11 protein-coding genes are annotated in these 15,768 nt (G+C 51.7%); 6 read left to right on the plus strand and 5 right to left on the minus strand.

Annotated elements, in window-relative coordinates; translation table 11 throughout:
- The first annotated feature begins 105 nt into the window (after positions 1–105).
- The 3 genes from parC (at position 106) to ACJJIZ_RS05265 (ending at position 4,014) form a co-directional block, all read left to right on the plus strand.
- Entirely contained in the window at positions 106–2,355 is a 2,250-nt protein-coding gene (parC, locus tag ACJJIZ_RS05255) for a DNA topoisomerase IV subunit A (RefSeq protein ID WP_282931134.1), read from the plus strand.
- A 137-nt stretch (positions 2,356–2,492) separates the two neighbouring features.
- The gene (locus ACJJIZ_RS05260) at positions 2,493–2,942 is read left to right on the plus strand and encodes a MarR family winged helix-turn-helix transcriptional regulator (RefSeq protein WP_444915437.1); all 450 of its coding nucleotides are present in this window, start codon (positions 2,493–2,495) and stop codon (positions 2,940–2,942) included.
- Positions 2,935–4,014, plus strand: a complete 1,080-nt coding sequence (locus tag ACJJIZ_RS05265; RefSeq protein WP_444915438.1) for an HlyD family secretion protein — start codon at positions 2,935–2,937, stop codon at positions 4,012–4,014. The genes ACJJIZ_RS05260 and ACJJIZ_RS05265 overlap by 8 nt, the downstream gene beginning before the upstream one ends.
- Before the next feature lie 62 nt (positions 4,015–4,076).
- Here the strand turns inward: ACJJIZ_RS05265 and ACJJIZ_RS05270 are convergent, their stop codons facing one another.
- The 3 genes from ACJJIZ_RS05270 to ACJJIZ_RS05280 all read right to left on the minus strand — a co-directional run bounded on the left by ACJJIZ_RS05270 (position 4,077) and on the right by ACJJIZ_RS05280 (position 7,691).
- The gene (locus ACJJIZ_RS05270; RefSeq protein WP_108734638.1) at positions 4,077–4,496 is read right to left on the minus strand and encodes a DUF2147 domain-containing protein; all 420 of its coding nucleotides are present in this window, start codon (positions 4,494–4,496) and stop codon (positions 4,077–4,079) included.
- A 183-nt stretch (positions 4,497–4,679) separates the two neighbouring features.
- Positions 4,680–6,203, minus strand: coding sequence for a protein adenylyltransferase SelO (locus tag ACJJIZ_RS05275; RefSeq protein ID WP_444915439.1), 1,524 nt, complete (start codon positions 6,201–6,203; stop codon positions 4,680–4,682).
- A gap of 15 nt (positions 6,204–6,218) precedes the next feature.
- Entirely contained in the window at positions 6,219–7,691 is a 1,473-nt protein-coding gene (locus ACJJIZ_RS05280; RefSeq protein WP_444915440.1) for a Ppx/GppA phosphatase family protein, read from the minus strand.
- A gap of 385 nt (positions 7,692–8,076) precedes the next feature.
- On the opposite strand from ACJJIZ_RS05280, the gene ppk1 (ACJJIZ_RS05285) reads away from it, so the two are divergent.
- Positions 8,077–10,125: a polyphosphate kinase 1 gene (ppk1, locus tag ACJJIZ_RS05285; RefSeq protein ID WP_444915441.1), complete on the plus strand. Its 2,049-nt coding sequence runs from the start codon at positions 8,077–8,079 to the stop codon at positions 10,123–10,125.
- A 360-nt stretch (positions 10,126–10,485) separates the two neighbouring features.
- Positions 10,486–12,537 carry a polyphosphate kinase 1 gene (gene ppk1 / locus ACJJIZ_RS05290; RefSeq protein ID WP_444907178.1) on the plus strand — a complete coding sequence of 684 codons (2,052 nt, stop codon included), beginning with the start codon at positions 10,486–10,488 and terminating at the stop codon, positions 12,535–12,537.
- Between the two features lie 127 nt (positions 12,538–12,664).
- Here ppk1 (ACJJIZ_RS05290) and ACJJIZ_RS05295 read toward each other — a convergent pair whose 3' ends face one another.
- A complete protein-coding gene (locus ACJJIZ_RS05295) occupies positions 12,665–13,174 on the minus strand; it encodes a hypothetical protein (RefSeq protein WP_282931142.1) in 510 nt (169 codons plus the stop codon).
- A 56-nt stretch (positions 13,175–13,230) separates the two neighbouring features.
- Positions 13,231–14,985: a bifunctional isocitrate dehydrogenase kinase/phosphatase gene (gene aceK, locus ACJJIZ_RS05300; RefSeq protein WP_282931143.1), complete on the minus strand. Its 1,755-nt coding sequence runs from the start codon at positions 14,983–14,985 to the stop codon at positions 13,231–13,233.
- Between the two features lie 156 nt (positions 14,986–15,141).
- Between aceK and ACJJIZ_RS05305 the strand changes: the two genes are divergently transcribed.
- Positions 15,142–15,750 (plus strand): MarC family protein, encoded by a 609-nt coding sequence (locus ACJJIZ_RS05305; protein ID WP_444915442.1) that lies wholly within the window; start codon positions 15,142–15,144, stop codon positions 15,748–15,750.
- Positions 15,751–15,768: the final 18 nt, after the last annotated feature.

The following is a 15,768-nucleotide window of genomic DNA, read 5'->3' on the forward strand; positions in this document are numbered from 1 at the left end:
ATGCCAATCCCCTTTGTCAGATAGTGCTTCATTACCAGCTCCCTTTGAACCTCCCGCCTCAGTCCGCCATAATCCGCCCCTTCCGAACAAAATAACGAGTGCTGTATGACCGACACCTCTGTTTATGAGGCCACAGAGCGCCTGCCGTTAAAGGAGTACACCGAAAAGGCGTACCTGGATTACTCCATGTATGTGATCCTGGACCGCGCCCTGCCGAATATCGGTGACGGCCTTAAGCCTGTACAGCGGCGTATCGTGTACGCCATGAGTGAGCTGGGCCTGAAGAATACTGCCAAGTATAAGAAGTCCGCGCGCACCGTTGGTGATGTGATCGGTAAGTACCACCCCCACGGCGATAGTGCCGTGTACGAGGCGATGGTACTGATGGCACAGCCGTTTAGTTATCGCTACCCCCTGATTGATGGCCAGGGCAACTGGGGCTCGCCGGATGATCCCAAGTCCTTTGCCGCGATGCGTTACACCGAGTCGCGCATGGGGAAATATTCGGAAGTGCTGCTGTCGGAGCTGGGTCAGGGCACTGTGGACTGGCAGCCCAACTTTGACGGCACCATGGATGAGCCCTGCGTACTGCCTGCGCGGGTGCCCAATATTCTATTGAACGGTACCACCGGTATTGCCGTGGGTATGGCTACGGATATTCCCCCGCATAACTTGCGCGAAGTGGTCAACGCGACTGTAGAGCTGCTGGAAAATCCCAAGGCCACAGTAGAAGAGCTGTGTGAGCATATTCTCGGCCCGGATATGCCCACTGAGGCAGAGATTATTACGCCGCGGGATGATATCCGTAAGATTTACACCTCCGGTCGCGGTTCTATCAAGATGCGCGCCCTGTGGAGTAAGGAAGACGGCGATATTGTCATTACTGCGCTGCCCCATCAGGTGAGCGGTGCCAAGGTGCTGGAGCAGATCGCCCAGCAGATGCAGGCGAAGAAGCTGCCCATGGTGAGCGACCTGCGCGATGAGTCGGATCACGAAAACCCGACGCGCTTGGTAATTGTGCCGAAATCCAATCGGGTGGATATGGAATCGGTGATGAATCACCTGTTTGCCACTACCGATCTTGAGCGCAACTACCGCGTCAATATGAATATGATCGGTATCGACGGGCGCCCGCAGGTGAAGTCCCTCGATAAAATCCTGCGGGAGTGGCTGACTTTCCGCGCCACTACCACCCGCCGTCGTCTGCAGTTCCGTTTGGATAAAGTTGAGAAGCGCCTGCACCTGTTGGCAGGTTTGCTGGTTGCCTTCCTCAATATTGATGAAGTGATCGAAATTATCCGTACCTGTGACGAGCCCAAGCAGGAGCTGATGGATCGCTTTGAGCTCACGGATATCCAAGCGGACTACATTCTCGATACCAAGCTGCGCCAGTTGGCACGCCTGGAAGAAATGAAGATTCGCGGTGAGCAGGCGGAGCTGGAAAAAGAGCGCGATACCCTCACCAAGACCCTGAATAGCGAGCGTCGCCTCAAGACCTTGATCAAGAAAGAGCTTCTGGCCGCAGCCAAAGAGTTTGGCGACGACCGCCGTTCCCCGATTGTGGCTCGTGAAGAGGCCAAGGCGTTTAGTGAATCTGAGCTGCTGTCTTCAGATCCCATCACCGTTATCGTTTCTGAGAAAGGTTGGATTCGCGCGGCCAAGGGCCATGAAATTGATGCGGCAGCGCTCAGTTATAAGGCAGGGGACAGTCTCGGTTTTGCCGCGCGGGGCAAGAGTAACCAGCCCGCGTTATTACTCGATAGCACTGGTCGCAGTTACTCCATTGCCTCCCATACTTTGCCTTCGGCACGGGGGCAGGGCGAACCCCTCAGCGGGCGTATCAACCCCCCCTCCGGTGCCACCTTTGAGGGCTTGTTGATGGGCCCTGATGAGCAGCGAGTGTTACTGGCTTCCGATGCGGGCTATGGCTTTATCGCCAAGCTCTCTGATTTGCAGTCGCGCAATAAGGCAGGTAAAGCCATGCTGACCCTGCCCAAGGGAGCCCAGGTGCTTTCCCCTCAATTGCTGGAGAGCCTCGATGATGTTCTGCTGGCAGCGGTGACCACCGAGGGGCGCATGTTGGTGTTCCCGGTGACTGAATTGCCGGAATTGTCCAAAGGCAAGGGTAACAAGATTATCAATATCACTTCGGCCCGAGCTGCGGCCCGCGAAGAGGTGGTCATCGGTGTTGCTGTACTGAAGGGCAGGGATCAACTGGTCGTTCACGCCGGTAAGCGCCATACCAAGATCAAGATCTCGGAGATGGATCACTATCGCGGCGAGCGTGGCCGGCGCGGCAACAAGCTGCCCCGGGGCTTCCAGAAGGTCGATAAGATTGAGGTTCTGGAGAAATAGATCCATCCCGGATGCAGGTCGAAAGGGCGGTCCTAGTGACCGCCTTTTTTAATGGGGTTTTGGGATATTGATAACTCACACATTGATGAAATAATAAGCAGGCTTATAATGAGCGGCCTTAGACAGGGAGAGCAGATATGTCCAGGGAAGATGCCGTTACTGAAATCAGTTTTGAACTACACAGTGCAGCACGGCTGCTGCGGCGAAACTTCGACCGCAGAGCCAAGGACCACGGGCTGAGTGGATCCCGCTGGCAGGTGCTTTGGCATCTATTGCGCGAGGAGGGCCTCAAGCAGGCAGAGTTGGCCGAGCGCCTGGACCTAGCGCCGATCAGTCTGGCGCGCCAGCTGGATAACCTCCAGCAGGAGGGACTGGTGGAGCGGAGGCCCGATCCCGAGGACCGGCGCTGTTTCCGTATTTATCTGACGGGGCAGGCAATGCCGGCCCTTGAGTTACTGGGCGGTGTAGCCCAGCAGACCCGCAGTGAGGCACTTGCGGGCTTTTCCGCCGCAGAGGTGGATCAATTGCAGTCGCTGCTATTGCGGTTGCGCAAGAATTTGACACGTGAAGAGATTGAATGTGACTGAAAAGCTGTCCATTAAGCTAGACCGCGCCGGACAACGAGAGTTCGCACTCTCCTTTTTCCTGGTACTGGCCGTCCTGATAGGGGGATGGAACCTGTTGCGCGGTAGCGATATTGTCGAGACAGAGAACGCTTACGTGAAAGCGGACAAGATTTCCCTGGCGCCCGAGGTTAGTGGTGTTGTCACTCAGGTGCTGGTGAGTGCCAACCAGGTCGTGGAGAAAGGGCAATTATTGATTCAGATCGACCGCACGGCCTTCGAACTGGCGGTGACTGAGGCGGAGGCGCGCCTGTCCCAGGTGCGCAACGAATTGCTCGCTCGCCGTTCAGAATATGCTGAAGCAGACGCAGCGTTGCAGCAGGCACGCAAAGATGCGGACTTTTACCGCCGCCAATTGGAGCGCAATGAAAAACTGAGCAAGGTGGCGTTTTCCGAGGCGGAGCTGGACAGCGCCCGCCAGCAGCTGGAGCGCGCTCGTGCCCAGATCACCATTAATGCTGAGAAGCTCTCCAGCTTGCGCGCTGAATTGGGGGGCGACCCGAGCATTGCCCTGGAAGAGCAAGCAGATTTAAAAGTGGCTCAAGCGCAACTGGATACGGCCCGCTACCAGTTATCGCGCACACGTATTATTGCTCCCGTGGATGGCACTATCGCCAATACCGTACCCAAGGTGGGGGAGATGGCCACCCTGGGCATTAACCTGCTGCAAATGATTGGCTCCACTGGCCTTTGGGTGGAGGCCAACCTGAAAGAGACCGAGCTGGGTCGCGTGCGCACGGGCCAACAGGCGGAAGTGACCCTGGATGCCTACCCAGATTTTGAGTGGCAAGCCCAGGTGGACAGTATGAGCCCCGCTAGTGGCAGTGAGTTTGCTTCTACACCGCCGCAGAATGCCAGTGGCAAGTGGGAGAAAGTAGTGCAACGGGTGCCAGTGCGCCTGCGTCTATACCCTCTCAAGGATTCTCCGCCTCTGCGCGCAGGTATGAGCGCCAAGGTACGAATTGATACCAGTGAAGATGATAAAGTGGTGTCGGCCCGTGCAACGAGCGGTGAAAGCGGCAGGGTGGTGCTTTAACTGGGTTTGAAAGAGAGGGTTCTGGGCCCGATAGGACTCGGGCCCGAGCTGCACCTAGTTGCTTATTGAACTCGGTGCCAAGTTTGGGTGCGGTAGAGGAAGCCCAGGTAGCCGCGCAGCTTAAGGGTGTTGTCATCCTCCAGCCAGACTTTCAGGTCGTAAACCTTGCCTTTTACCGGGTCGAGAATTTCCCCGTCCTCGTATTTTTTCCCTTTCTTTTCCAGCCCGCTGATGACATCCATGCCGACAATGGGCTTACCTTTCAGGTCGCCTGGGCACTTGTCGCAAACGGTGTCGTTAGGCTTCATCAGAAGATCCACTACCTTGCCGTAATACTTCCCATCCTTTTCATAGATGTTGACGATGGACTTTGTCTCTCCGGTCTCGTCATCGATAGTGCGCCAGTTGCCCAGGATATCTGCAGCACTGGCCTGCAGGGCGAACAGCAGGCCAAAGGTGGCCAGAAGCAGGTTTCTAATCATCACTTATTTTCCTATGTAAAGTAGGGTGACCCGGATATTACATCAAGTCACCTGCGAGGGCAGTGGGCTAGTCGTCATCAGGTAAAATCTAACAGTCAAAAAGTAGCATTTGGCCACATATCCCTGCCTTTTCTCTCTATTTGTTCCAATTTCGGGACCTTTGTGAGTTACCCAAAGGCACCTTTAAGAGGAACAGCTCAAGGGGATACGCTTGCCGGATTCTGGCGGTGCACTGGCCCAGACTTCCCGCTCCGGGTGCTCGGCGAAAGGGGATTGCAGTAACTGGCGCAGAGTCCGCAAAGGATGATAGTCGCCATCTTCAGCAGCCTCGATGACCTTCTGTGCCAAATAGTTGCGCAGAATGTATTTCGGGTTGACTGACAGCATGGCCAAATTGCGCTCCCGGGAGTTATTTGTCTCCCGGGTGAGGCGGCGGTCGTAGTGCTCCAGCCACTGATACAGGGCGCTGTGGTGAGTGGGTTTGAGTAACTCGTGCAAAGCGCTGGCCGGACGCTCCCCCCGGTAGTGGGCCAGGGCGCGGAAAAACAGGCTGTAGTCGGCCTCGCCGTGTTGTAGCAACTTCAGCAGTTCCGAGCAGAGGGCCTGGTCGCCATCTTCTTCTTTTTCCAGGCCCAGTTTGGCCCGCATACGTTGCGCATAGGCCTCGCTTACCACCGGCTGGAATTGCTCCAGGCATTCGCGTAGGGCGTCTACACCGACAAAGGCCGACAGTGAATGGGTGAGAGCATTCAGGTTCCACAGTACGACTCCAGGCTGTTGCTCAAAGGCGTAACGACCGGTGTGGTCGGAGTGATTGCAGATAAAAGTGGGGTCGTAGTCGTCCAGGAAGGCGTAGGGCCCGTAGTCAAAGGTGTCGCCAATAATCGACATGTTATCGGTGTTGAGCACGCCGTGGGCAAAGCCTACGGACTGCCAGGCTGCAACCAGCTCTGCACTGCGGCGTGTGGTAAAGCGCAGCAGTGCTTCAGCTTGGTCTCCCACTGCCATACCCTCTGTACCCGGTATAAAGCGTCGGCAAATAACCCCGATCAACTCCTGTAAGGCCTCCAGTTGCTTGGTGTAAAACAGGTATTCAAAGTGACCGAAACGCACGTGGCTCTCTGCCACTCGGATCAGCATGGCTCCGGTTTCGATTTTCTCTCGGGTGACAGGTTCGTCGCTTCCAACAATGCACAGTGCCCGGGTGCTGGGAATACCGAGGCCGTAGAGTGCCTCACTGGCGAGGTACTCCCGTATGGTGGAGCGCAATACTGCGCGGCCATCACCAAAGCGGGAGTAGGGCGTTTTTCCTGCACCCTTTAAATGCAGTTCCCAGCGTCGGCCTTCACTCTCGATTTCACCCAACAGCAGTGCTCGCCCATCCCCCAGGTCCGGGTTGTAGACCCCGAACTGGTGACCGGTGTATTTCATCGCAAATGGGCGGCTTCCCTTAAACAGGCGGGCGCCGCAGCCCAGCTCGGCCCAGGCGGGGTCAGATTTCTCGTTGGGATCTATTCCCAATAGTTGCAGCACTGAAGGGTTGGTATCGATTACCTTGGGGTGGCGGAAAGGAGTGGGTGCTATGGGGGTGCCAAAGGCTTCCCCCATATCCGCATAGTGGTGTTCGAGAGTGACTTCGCTCAGTTTCATAGCTTTTGATTGTAGGGTGAATATTCGTGTAAAACGCCAGTGTCCAGTGTGGCTCACAGGGGCCCCTGGCTCTTATATCGCCGTTATCTGTAGGGGCCGATTTTGTGAGCGCCAGTGTTGCTCTTCCTGCTCCAACAATTCTGCAATTGCCGGGCTATCCTCCAGCCACTGTTGATCGGCTTCCAGGTGATAGGCGTCTCCCTGGTCATATAGCTTTAAGCCGTCCAGGCTGCGTTCGGTGCGGTCCCGGTGAATAATACATCCGAGGCGCAGGCATAACAGAAGGTCTGGGCTGGGGTGGAAGCCATAGTGCTCCCGTGGCGGTTTGATTCTTCCCCGTTGGTTGTGCACCAGATAGGCCAGGTGCTCCTGTTCACTTTTGGCAAATCCGGCCATATCGGCGTGTTTAACCATATAAGCCCCCAGCTTGCGGAAGCTGCTGTGAGTTAGGGCCAGGCCGGTTTCGTGCAACTGGATAGCCCAGTGCAGTCGCACCTTGCCTTCTGGTGGGTACTGGGGGCGCAACTGCTGCAGGAGCTTGAGTGAGGTGGAACTGACACGTTTAGCCTGGTTGGTATCTACCTGCCAGCGCTCTACCATGGCGGCAATCGTATCTGCACGTCGATCCCCGCCGTGCAGGCGCCCGGCCAAGTCGTGCACAATGCCCTCGCGGATTGCATAGGGGGAGACTTCCATACGCATAATGTCGAGTTCGCAGAATATTGCATGCAGTATCGCCAGGCCGGCAGCGAAGACTGGGCGACGCTCTTCATCCAGGTAGGGTAAATCCAGGTCCGCGATATGTTTGGCGGAGGAAACCCGGTGCGCAAGCTGATCGATATCCCCGCGCTTGATCGCCTTTACTTCACCATCATTGCAAATCCTGGCAACCGCTTTGATAGTCCCGGAGCAACCGGTAACTTCCGCGCCTTCGGCAATATGCTGCAGCTCCTGCAATTCGGCCCGCGCCGCTCGCCGCGCGCGCTGGAAGTGGTTTACGGTGTTGCGGCTGATCAGGCCATCGGCGAAGAAACGTTTACTGTAGGAAACACAGCCTATATCCAGGCTTTCCAGTTGCTGTGGAGTATCACCACCGCGAACCAGCTCCGTGGAGCCACCGCCAATATCAATAATGCAGCGCAAGCGAGGGGGGCCATTGGCGGCGGCGAGAACCCCGGTGAAGATCAGGCGGGCCTCCTCGATACCGCTGATAATTTCCACCGGCACTCCGAGTATTGATTCCACTTCTTCCAAAAAACCATCGGCGTTGGCCGCAGCCATGCGCAGTGTATTTGTACCCACAACACGCACATGGTCGAGGGGCAGTTTATCCATCACTGGTTGGAAGCGTTGCAGAGCGGTCAGGGCCCGTTCGGTTACCGCCGGGTCCAGGTGGTGGTTAATATCCAGCCCCTCGGCCAGGCGCACCATGGCTCTGTCTGTGTGCAGGCGTACCATGCGCTGATCGCGAAATTCCGCCAGGAGCAGATGAAAACTGTTTGAGCCCAAATCTAGGGCGGCATAGCGTTCGTTTGGAGCTTGCATCAATATCCCGCTGAAAGCGCTAATGTATGGAGTCGGACGCTCTATTATTCATTTTGCCACTTTTCAGTCCAATAGTGGGTGCAGTCAATTTACAGCGCACCAAAAAGGCGTCACCTATAAAAGTGTTACAAAATTATTAAATATCTTTTATAAATAAAAGATATTTTTTATTTATTTGTGCCAATTTATGGACTGAAACAGTGTGGCAGAAAACTGTGAAGCCATACTAGATCGTTATATTGCTATAGGCGCTTGCTCACAGCCACATTTCAGTGGCATATTTCTTTACTTAATCTTGACCCTCAGCCCCGTGTTAAGGCTGCTTCCAGAATAATCTGGATTTTTAAACTGCCGTCAGATACTGGGTGCGTTTTATGGTTTTGCAATGTCTAACGATGTGCCTCTATTTCCCAAAGAGTTGAGCTGGCTTTCATTTAACGAGCGTGTTTTACAGGAGGTGGAAGATGAAAGTGTGCCTGTTATTGAGCGCGTACATTTTTTGGGAATCTTCTCTAATAACCTGGATGAGTTTTTCCGTGTGCATGTTGCAGCGGTACGTCGTTTAGCAGCCTTTTCCGTTGGCGGAGAAAAGAAGGAATACTACAGTAATCTATTGCAATCGATTAATAATCGAGTGTTGAGGTTACAGTTGCGCTATGCGAAGGCCTATAACAAAGCTTTAAAGGATCTGGCAAAGCATGATATCCATGTGGTTAGGGAGACTTCGCTTAGCGATAACCAGCGCCAGTTTGTAGAAAGTTACTTTCACCGGGAAGTGCTGCCGGAGTTGGAGCCATTCTTTATCGACGGGCGCAAGCCCATGCCATTGATTAATGAAACCAGTATCTATTTTGCGATAGCACTTGAATTGGATGATGGTACCGAGCGCTATGTGGCAATGGAGATTCCTACGGATACACTTCCCCGCTTTGTGGAGATTCCTCCACGGGAGGGGAAGCGGGAGAAAGTCTACATCGTTCTCGATAATATTATCCGGGGATGCCTTAAAGAAATATTTCGCCATGTGGTGCCTATCGCTAAAGCCAGCGCCTATACCTTTAAGATCAGTCGCGATGCTGAGTTGGAGTTAAGTGAAGAGGTAACCCAGAATATTCTCGATCGAATGGAGCGCTCACTAAAAAAGAGAAAGCGCGCAGATCCGGTGCGTATGGCCTACGATGGTGATATGCCTGAGGCTCTACTGGAGTTGGTGAAGAAGAAACTGAAAATGGGTCGTTATGATACCTATACCCCCGGTGGGCGTTATCACAACTCCAAAGATCTGATGAAATTCCCAGGAGAATCCGCCCGACTTCGCTATAAGCGCCTCACACCACTGCCAGCCTTACCGAAAAATGAAAGTGTATTTTCACAGCTGTGCGCAGGGGATCGGCTTTATTATTATCCCTATTATGACTTCCATGCGATTGTCAATTTCCTGGCATCTGCCGCACTAGATCCTCAGGTAAAAGAAATTCGGATTAATCTCTACCGGGTAGCAAAGAACTCCCGTGTAGTTGCGGCTCTGGTAAATGCGGTTCGTAATAACAAAAAAGTGACTGCGGTGGTGGAGTTGCGGGCGCGCTTTGATGAAAAGGCAAATATCCATTGGTCCCATGAGTTGAGCGATGCCGGGGTGAATGTAGTGTATGGCATGCCCAATCTCAAAGTACATTGCAAGTTAATTTCTGTGCTTCGCCGCGAGGATGGCAAAGACCGTTTCTACAGCCATCTAGGCACCGGTAACTTTAATGAGAATACAGCGAAGGTCTATTGTGATTTTAGCTTATTGACCAATAACCAGGAGCTGGGTAGGGACGTGTACAATGTATTTGAGTTTATGCAGGCACCGCGTAGGCGCCCTTCTTTTAAACGTATTATCACTTCACCTTTTTTCTATCGGGATGCGATTACTGCAGCGATAGATCGTGAAATTGATGCCGCCCAGGCAGGGAAGGAAGCGGCGCTATTTTTCAAGTGTAATAACCTTGTGGATAGCCAGATTATTGAGCAGCTGTATCGTGCCAGTGCCGCAGGTGTAAAAATTCGTATTATCGTTCGTGGGATGTGTGCATTGGTTTGTGAAACTCCGGGCGTATCAGACAACATTCGTATTATCAGTTTGGTAGATAAGTACCTGGAGCATGCCCGGGTCTATATTTTTCACAATGGTGGTGATGAGCTGATGTGGTTGTCTTCGGCGGACCTGATGAAACGAAACCTGGATCAGCGAGTTGAAGTCACTTTCCCGCTTATGAATCCGGAGCACCAGGCTACAGTTCGCAAAATTATGGAATTGCAGTGGAGTGATAATCAGAAGGCGCGGCTGATTGATGCCAAGCAAACAAATTCCAAGTTGGCTAATGAGGGACGAAAAGGTTGTCGATCCCAGGATGCCATCTATCGCTTTTTAAAGCAGCGTGAGGCGGAGTAGTATAGATCGCCAATAATGGACTGCAGACCTTCCTTAGACTAAATGGTGACCCTTCAGTTTGTCTGTGGGGTCACAAATACCATTTGCACTGTTAACATCACTATTCTACCCAGTTTAGGCTATCACTCTTGATAGAGTGCATCTTTTCTCTATTTATTGATCCCGCTACCAAGATAGAAACTCTACCGTTGGTTTTATAGCCGATATCACAAGGAGTTAATCCAAAAATACGCTGTCACCTTGTTCTATTATTTTATAGTTAGCCAGATTTTAAGCTCTGTACCAGTAGGGCGGATTTAGGGAGGCTGGCATCTGGATTTTGGTGATTAATAGTAGAAGCGTTGGTGAAGTGCTCTATCTATGCTGAATGATATTCCTCTATTTCCCAGCGAATTAAGCTGGCTATCTTTTAATGAGCGAGTACTGCAGGAAGCCGAGGATGAAACAGTCCCGGCTATCGAACGGGTACACTTTCTCGGAATTTTTTCCCAGAATATGGATGAGTTTTTCCGCATTAAGGTGGCTGGTGTGCGGAGGTTGGCGAGTATTGATTCTGGTGTGGGGCAGAGGGAGCACTTTTCCCAGCTATTGAAAACTATTAATGATCGTATTTTGACACTTGAAAAGCGCTATGCCGAAGCTTATGTCAAAGTGTTATCGGGATTGAAAAAACATAGTATTTATCTTGTTCGAGAAGATAGCTTAAATAGCCATCAGTTGGGATTTGTAAAAAATTACTTCCATAGCCTGGTTTTGCCGGAGTTAGAGCCTTTTTTTATCGATGGCAGGTCAGCAATGCCATTGCTGAGTGACAACAATATCTATTTCGCTATCACTTTGAATTTAAAAGGGGAACCAAGCAGATATGCAGTTATGGAAATCCCCACTGCTATTCTTCCCCGCTTCCTGGAAATTCCATCGCGCCAAGGCAGGAAAGAGAAAGTTTACATCGTTCTGGATAATATTATTCGAGTGTGCCTGGAAGAAGTCTTCCGCAATGTCCTGCCTATTCTTTCTGCCAAGGCATATATGTTCAAGATAAGTCGGGATGCAGATATTGAGCTGGGGGAGTATGTCAACCGGGATATTCTTGAACGTGTTGAACGGTCGCTCAAACAGCGTAAGCGTGCAGAGCCGGTACGTCTTGCTTACGACATGGAAATGCCTAATACACTGTTGGAGCTGATTAAGAAAAAGCTGAAGATGGGGTCCAGGGATAGTTATACCCCTGGTGGGCGTTATCACAACTCCAAAGATCTTATGGGCTTTGCCCCGGACTCCAAAAGTTGTCGGTATAGAAGGCCGGCACCGCTCTTGGCTTTATCCACCAGTGAAAATATTTTTGACCAATTGCAAGACGATGATGGATTGTTCTGTTATCCGTATCATGATTTTTGGGCAATAACAAATTTCCTTGCTTCGGCCTCTATTGACCCGCAGGTAAAAGAGATACGTATTACTTTGTATCGAATGGCGAAAAACTCAAGGGTAATCGCGGCGTTAATTAATGCGGCTAGAAATAATAAAAAAGTAATTGCGGTTGTTGAATTGCGGGCGAGTTTTGATGAAAAAGCCAATATTTATTGGTCCCGTAAATTAATAGAAGCAGGAGTGTTGGTTGTTTACGGTGTTCCAGAAATGGAGGTTCATGCGAAGTTAATTTCTGTAGTTCGCCGTGAGCAGGGAAAGAATCGCTTTTATACCCAGTTGGGAACAGGGAATTTTAACGAGAGTACTGCTCGTGTCTACTGTGATTTCAGTGTATTGACTAATGATCAGGGAGTGGGGCGCGACATCTATAACTTGTTTGAATTTATGCGATTCCCCAATACAAAACAGGTTTTCAAGCATATTATCGTTTCTCCTTTCTCATTGAGAAGTTCCTTTGAGCAGGCCATAAACCGGGAAATAGAGGCTGCCCTTGCTGGGCGTAAAGCTGGCATATTTTTTAAGTGCAACAGCCTGATAGACAGCAAACTGATTGCCCACCTTTATCGGGCGAGCGCTGCGGGAGTAGAGATTCGATTACTCGTTCGCGGTGAGTGCTCTTTGGTATGCGACACCCCTGGATTATCCGACAATATTAAGGTGATCAGTTTGGTGGATAAGTTTCTGGAGCACGCAAGGATTTATGTGTTTCATAATGGTGGTGATGAACTGATGTGGATGTCCTCTGCGAACCTGAAAAACCGCTGTCTGGATCAACGGATCGAAGTCACTTATCCGGTAACCAATTCTCGACACCTCCGAACCATTAAGAAGATCATGGAATTACAGTGGCATGATAATCAGAAGGCCCGCTTAATTGATGCCGGTCAAACCAATACCAGATTGGCTAATGAAGGGAGTAGGGGCTGTCGGGCCCAGGACGCTATTTACCGCTACTTGAAGAAGCATTCCCAGAGGTACTAAAAAGGACAGAAGTAAAGCAGTGTGGGGCTCAAGAGTGTATGGAGCATAGAAGCTTTACAGGCTTAAGTGAGTATATCCACGTTATGTTTCAAATACGGTCTACTCACACTAGTGGCAACTCTTTTCTTTAGTTGGGGCTAAATCCCACCAGTTGTCCATCACTAAATGAAAAGCGATACCCCTGGCCGACCTTCAGTCGCTGGCCGCAGGGGGATTGAATTGTAATACGGGGATATTGCGGGGTGGAAATCCAAGTTGCAAAGTCGCCTCTGGGTCCGCGTCCCAGCAGCTGGTAATAGTCTCCATAGTTACAGAAGGCCGCTGGTGTACACCTCTCACTGCCCCATACATAGCCGATTACATCGAACTGTTGGGGAAGGCCATATGACTCTACGAAGGGTTGGCGTGGGTTTTCAGTAAAAGTAAAGACCTCATCAAAGGACAGGGTTGGAAACCCCCGGGCGGGGGTTGCACAGCTGACCACATGGGGTTTTCCTGTGATTCGTGCGTAAGGTGGTGGGCGTTTTGCTGGAGGGAGCTTGCCGGGGATGGACATCTCGCTGGGGAAATAGCCGCAACCGCTGGTCGTCAGCAGGGTATAAGTTGCGGCAACTAGAGCCCAGCGAAAAATATGCACGGATTATCCGCTCCCTTGGAAAAGTCCTCCTACCAATATAGTCATAGATTGGTCGTCTACTTTTGTTGTGCACGGTTATGGGAGCGGCGCGGGAAACGCCACTTGCGTCGATAGGGGAAAGCACTCTCCACATGTCCGGCGCGAATACGATCTTGTAAGAGTTTCCAGAAGCGATAGTTGTATAAATCGCCGTGCAGCTTTTCGAATGCAGCGCGCGCGGTGGGATTGCCAGAGAAGAACAGGCGGAATTCTTCTGGGAAGACGTCGGCTTCTGCGACGGTATACCAGGGCTTGTCGGCCAGCTCCTGCTCAGAGGTATGAGCTTCGGGAATCTTGCGGAAGTTACATTCCGTCAATGGGCAGAGTTCATCGTAATCGTAGAATACTACCCGCCCGTGACGGGTAACCCCAAAGTTTTTCAGCAACATGTCACCTGGGAAGATATTTGCGGCTGCCAGCTGTTTGATGGCATTGCCATACTCTTCCATGGCCTCCTTGGTTTGCTCTTCATTGGCGTGTTGCAGGTAGAGGTTAAGCGGTTCCATACGCCGCTCTACATACAGGTGTTTGATGATGACCCGCTTCTCATCAATGATCAGTTTTGATGGTGCCACTTCCTGCAGTTCTTTGATCAGCTCTTCACTGAAGCGATTGCGGTAGAAAATAAAGTAAGAATACTCCTGGGTGTCAGCCATACGGCCGACCCGGTCAGAGCGGGATACGAACTTGTACTTTTCTTTTACGATCTTCTCGGTGACAGTTTTCGGCTGGTCGAATTCATCTTTAATGACTTTAAATACCACCGGGTAGGAGGGCAATGTGAATACACTCATCACCATCCCTTTAATGCCCGGTGCAATAACAAACTTGTCGTTACTGACCTTCATATGGGCGAGGATATGGCGGTAGAACTCGGTCTTACCGTGTTTGTGGAAGCCGATAGAGTTGTAAAGCTCAGACTTCTCCTTGAGCGGCATAATAGTGGACAGGAAGCGCACAAAGCGGGAGGGGATTGGCGCATCCACCATAAAGTAGGAACGGGTAAAACTGAAAATGATACTGGCGGAGTCGTTATTGTAGATAAGGGTGTCCACAAAAATACCGCCGCGCCCGTTGTTTAGGCAGGGCAGGATCATGGGGATAACTTCGCCGTTCAGGATAATGCGCCCCACCAGATAGGCTGCTTTGTTACGGTAGAAAACCGACTCCAGCATATCCACCCGCAAGTGTTTCTCGTTGTCCACATTGGCCAGGGGGGCGCTGCGCAGGGATTCGCAGATATGGGCAATGTCGCGCTCCATATTCTCCCAGGGCGTGGAGAAGCTGAAATCCTTGAGAATATCTTCGACCATACACTCGAGGCCGTGGCGGCCGCTGTAACTGATATAGATGCTGTAATCCCGTAGCGGTTTGTCTTCCGGTGCTCGGGACGGCTTGACGAAGATATTGCTGTCGTGAATGTTGGTGTGGTGAAACTGGCTGCAAAACACCGAGTTAAAAAAGGTCTCGGCGATCTCATAATTGCTGTGATTGGCAATCAGCTGTGCATAAGTGGCGCGGGCATCACGCCACAGCTCCAGCTGGCTGGTGTCCTTGCTGGTTACCGAATGGACCAGGTCCACCACTTGGGTGACCTTGGTTTTGTAAAGATCGATCCGGGCTTTATTGGCCTCATGTGCCGCTTGCCAGGAGGCGGTTTCAAAACGGGCCTTGGCGCCCAAAGTGATGTTCTGATAGTCTGCGAAATAGGCGTCAAAACCATTGAGGATGGTTTTAGCGATGCGTCGGGCGGTCGGTGAGTGATTCGTCATGCACTAGACTTTTTTTCTAAGTTACAAGTTACGCTTGCGCCAGCAGTTACCGTAGATAACGGCGTTGGACCCCCTAAGCACACCTCGCTCCGGTCCTGCCCATACTGCCTGGGGCTCTAATTAAGCGGATAGTAGCACGGCACGTCGGAGTCCCAATTGAACGATTGGATCAGTAGCTTTGTCTTTTTCTTTGCTGTGATTGACCCGGTGGGTACTCTGCCAGTGTTTATCGCAGTCACTTCACGACATGCAGAGTGGCAAAAGCGCAGGATAGCTTGGCTGGCAGTACTCGTCGCAACCGGGATCTTGTTGTTCTTTTTGGTCGCAGGGCAATTCTTCCTTGAGGCGATTGGCGTGCCCCTTTCTGCATTTCAGGTAGCTGGAGGCGTCGTCCTGTTCCTGTTTGCCTTAACCATGATATTTGGTGAGAGCAAGCCAGAGCAGGAGATAGAAATCATCCGTGAGGGGCATGAGACAGCGATTTTCCCTCTTGCGGTGCCCTCCATTGCCTCACCCGGAGCCATGCTCGCGGCTGTGGTACTCACAGATAACCATCGATTTGATGTGGTTCATCAGCTGAGTACAGCATCTGCCATGGTAGCTGTGTTGGCGATAGTGATATTGCTGCTGCTAACTGCCAACTGGATACATCGATTTATTGGTGATGCCGGGGCCAGTATCGTGAGTCGAGTTATGGGGCTGATCCTGGCCTCAGTGGCAACAACCAATGTACTTGTCGGGATTCAGCAGTTCTTTTCAATTTAGCTCCTGGCATTTGGTTTT

The organism is Microbulbifer maximicatervae (SeqCode) (assembly GCF_052467225.1).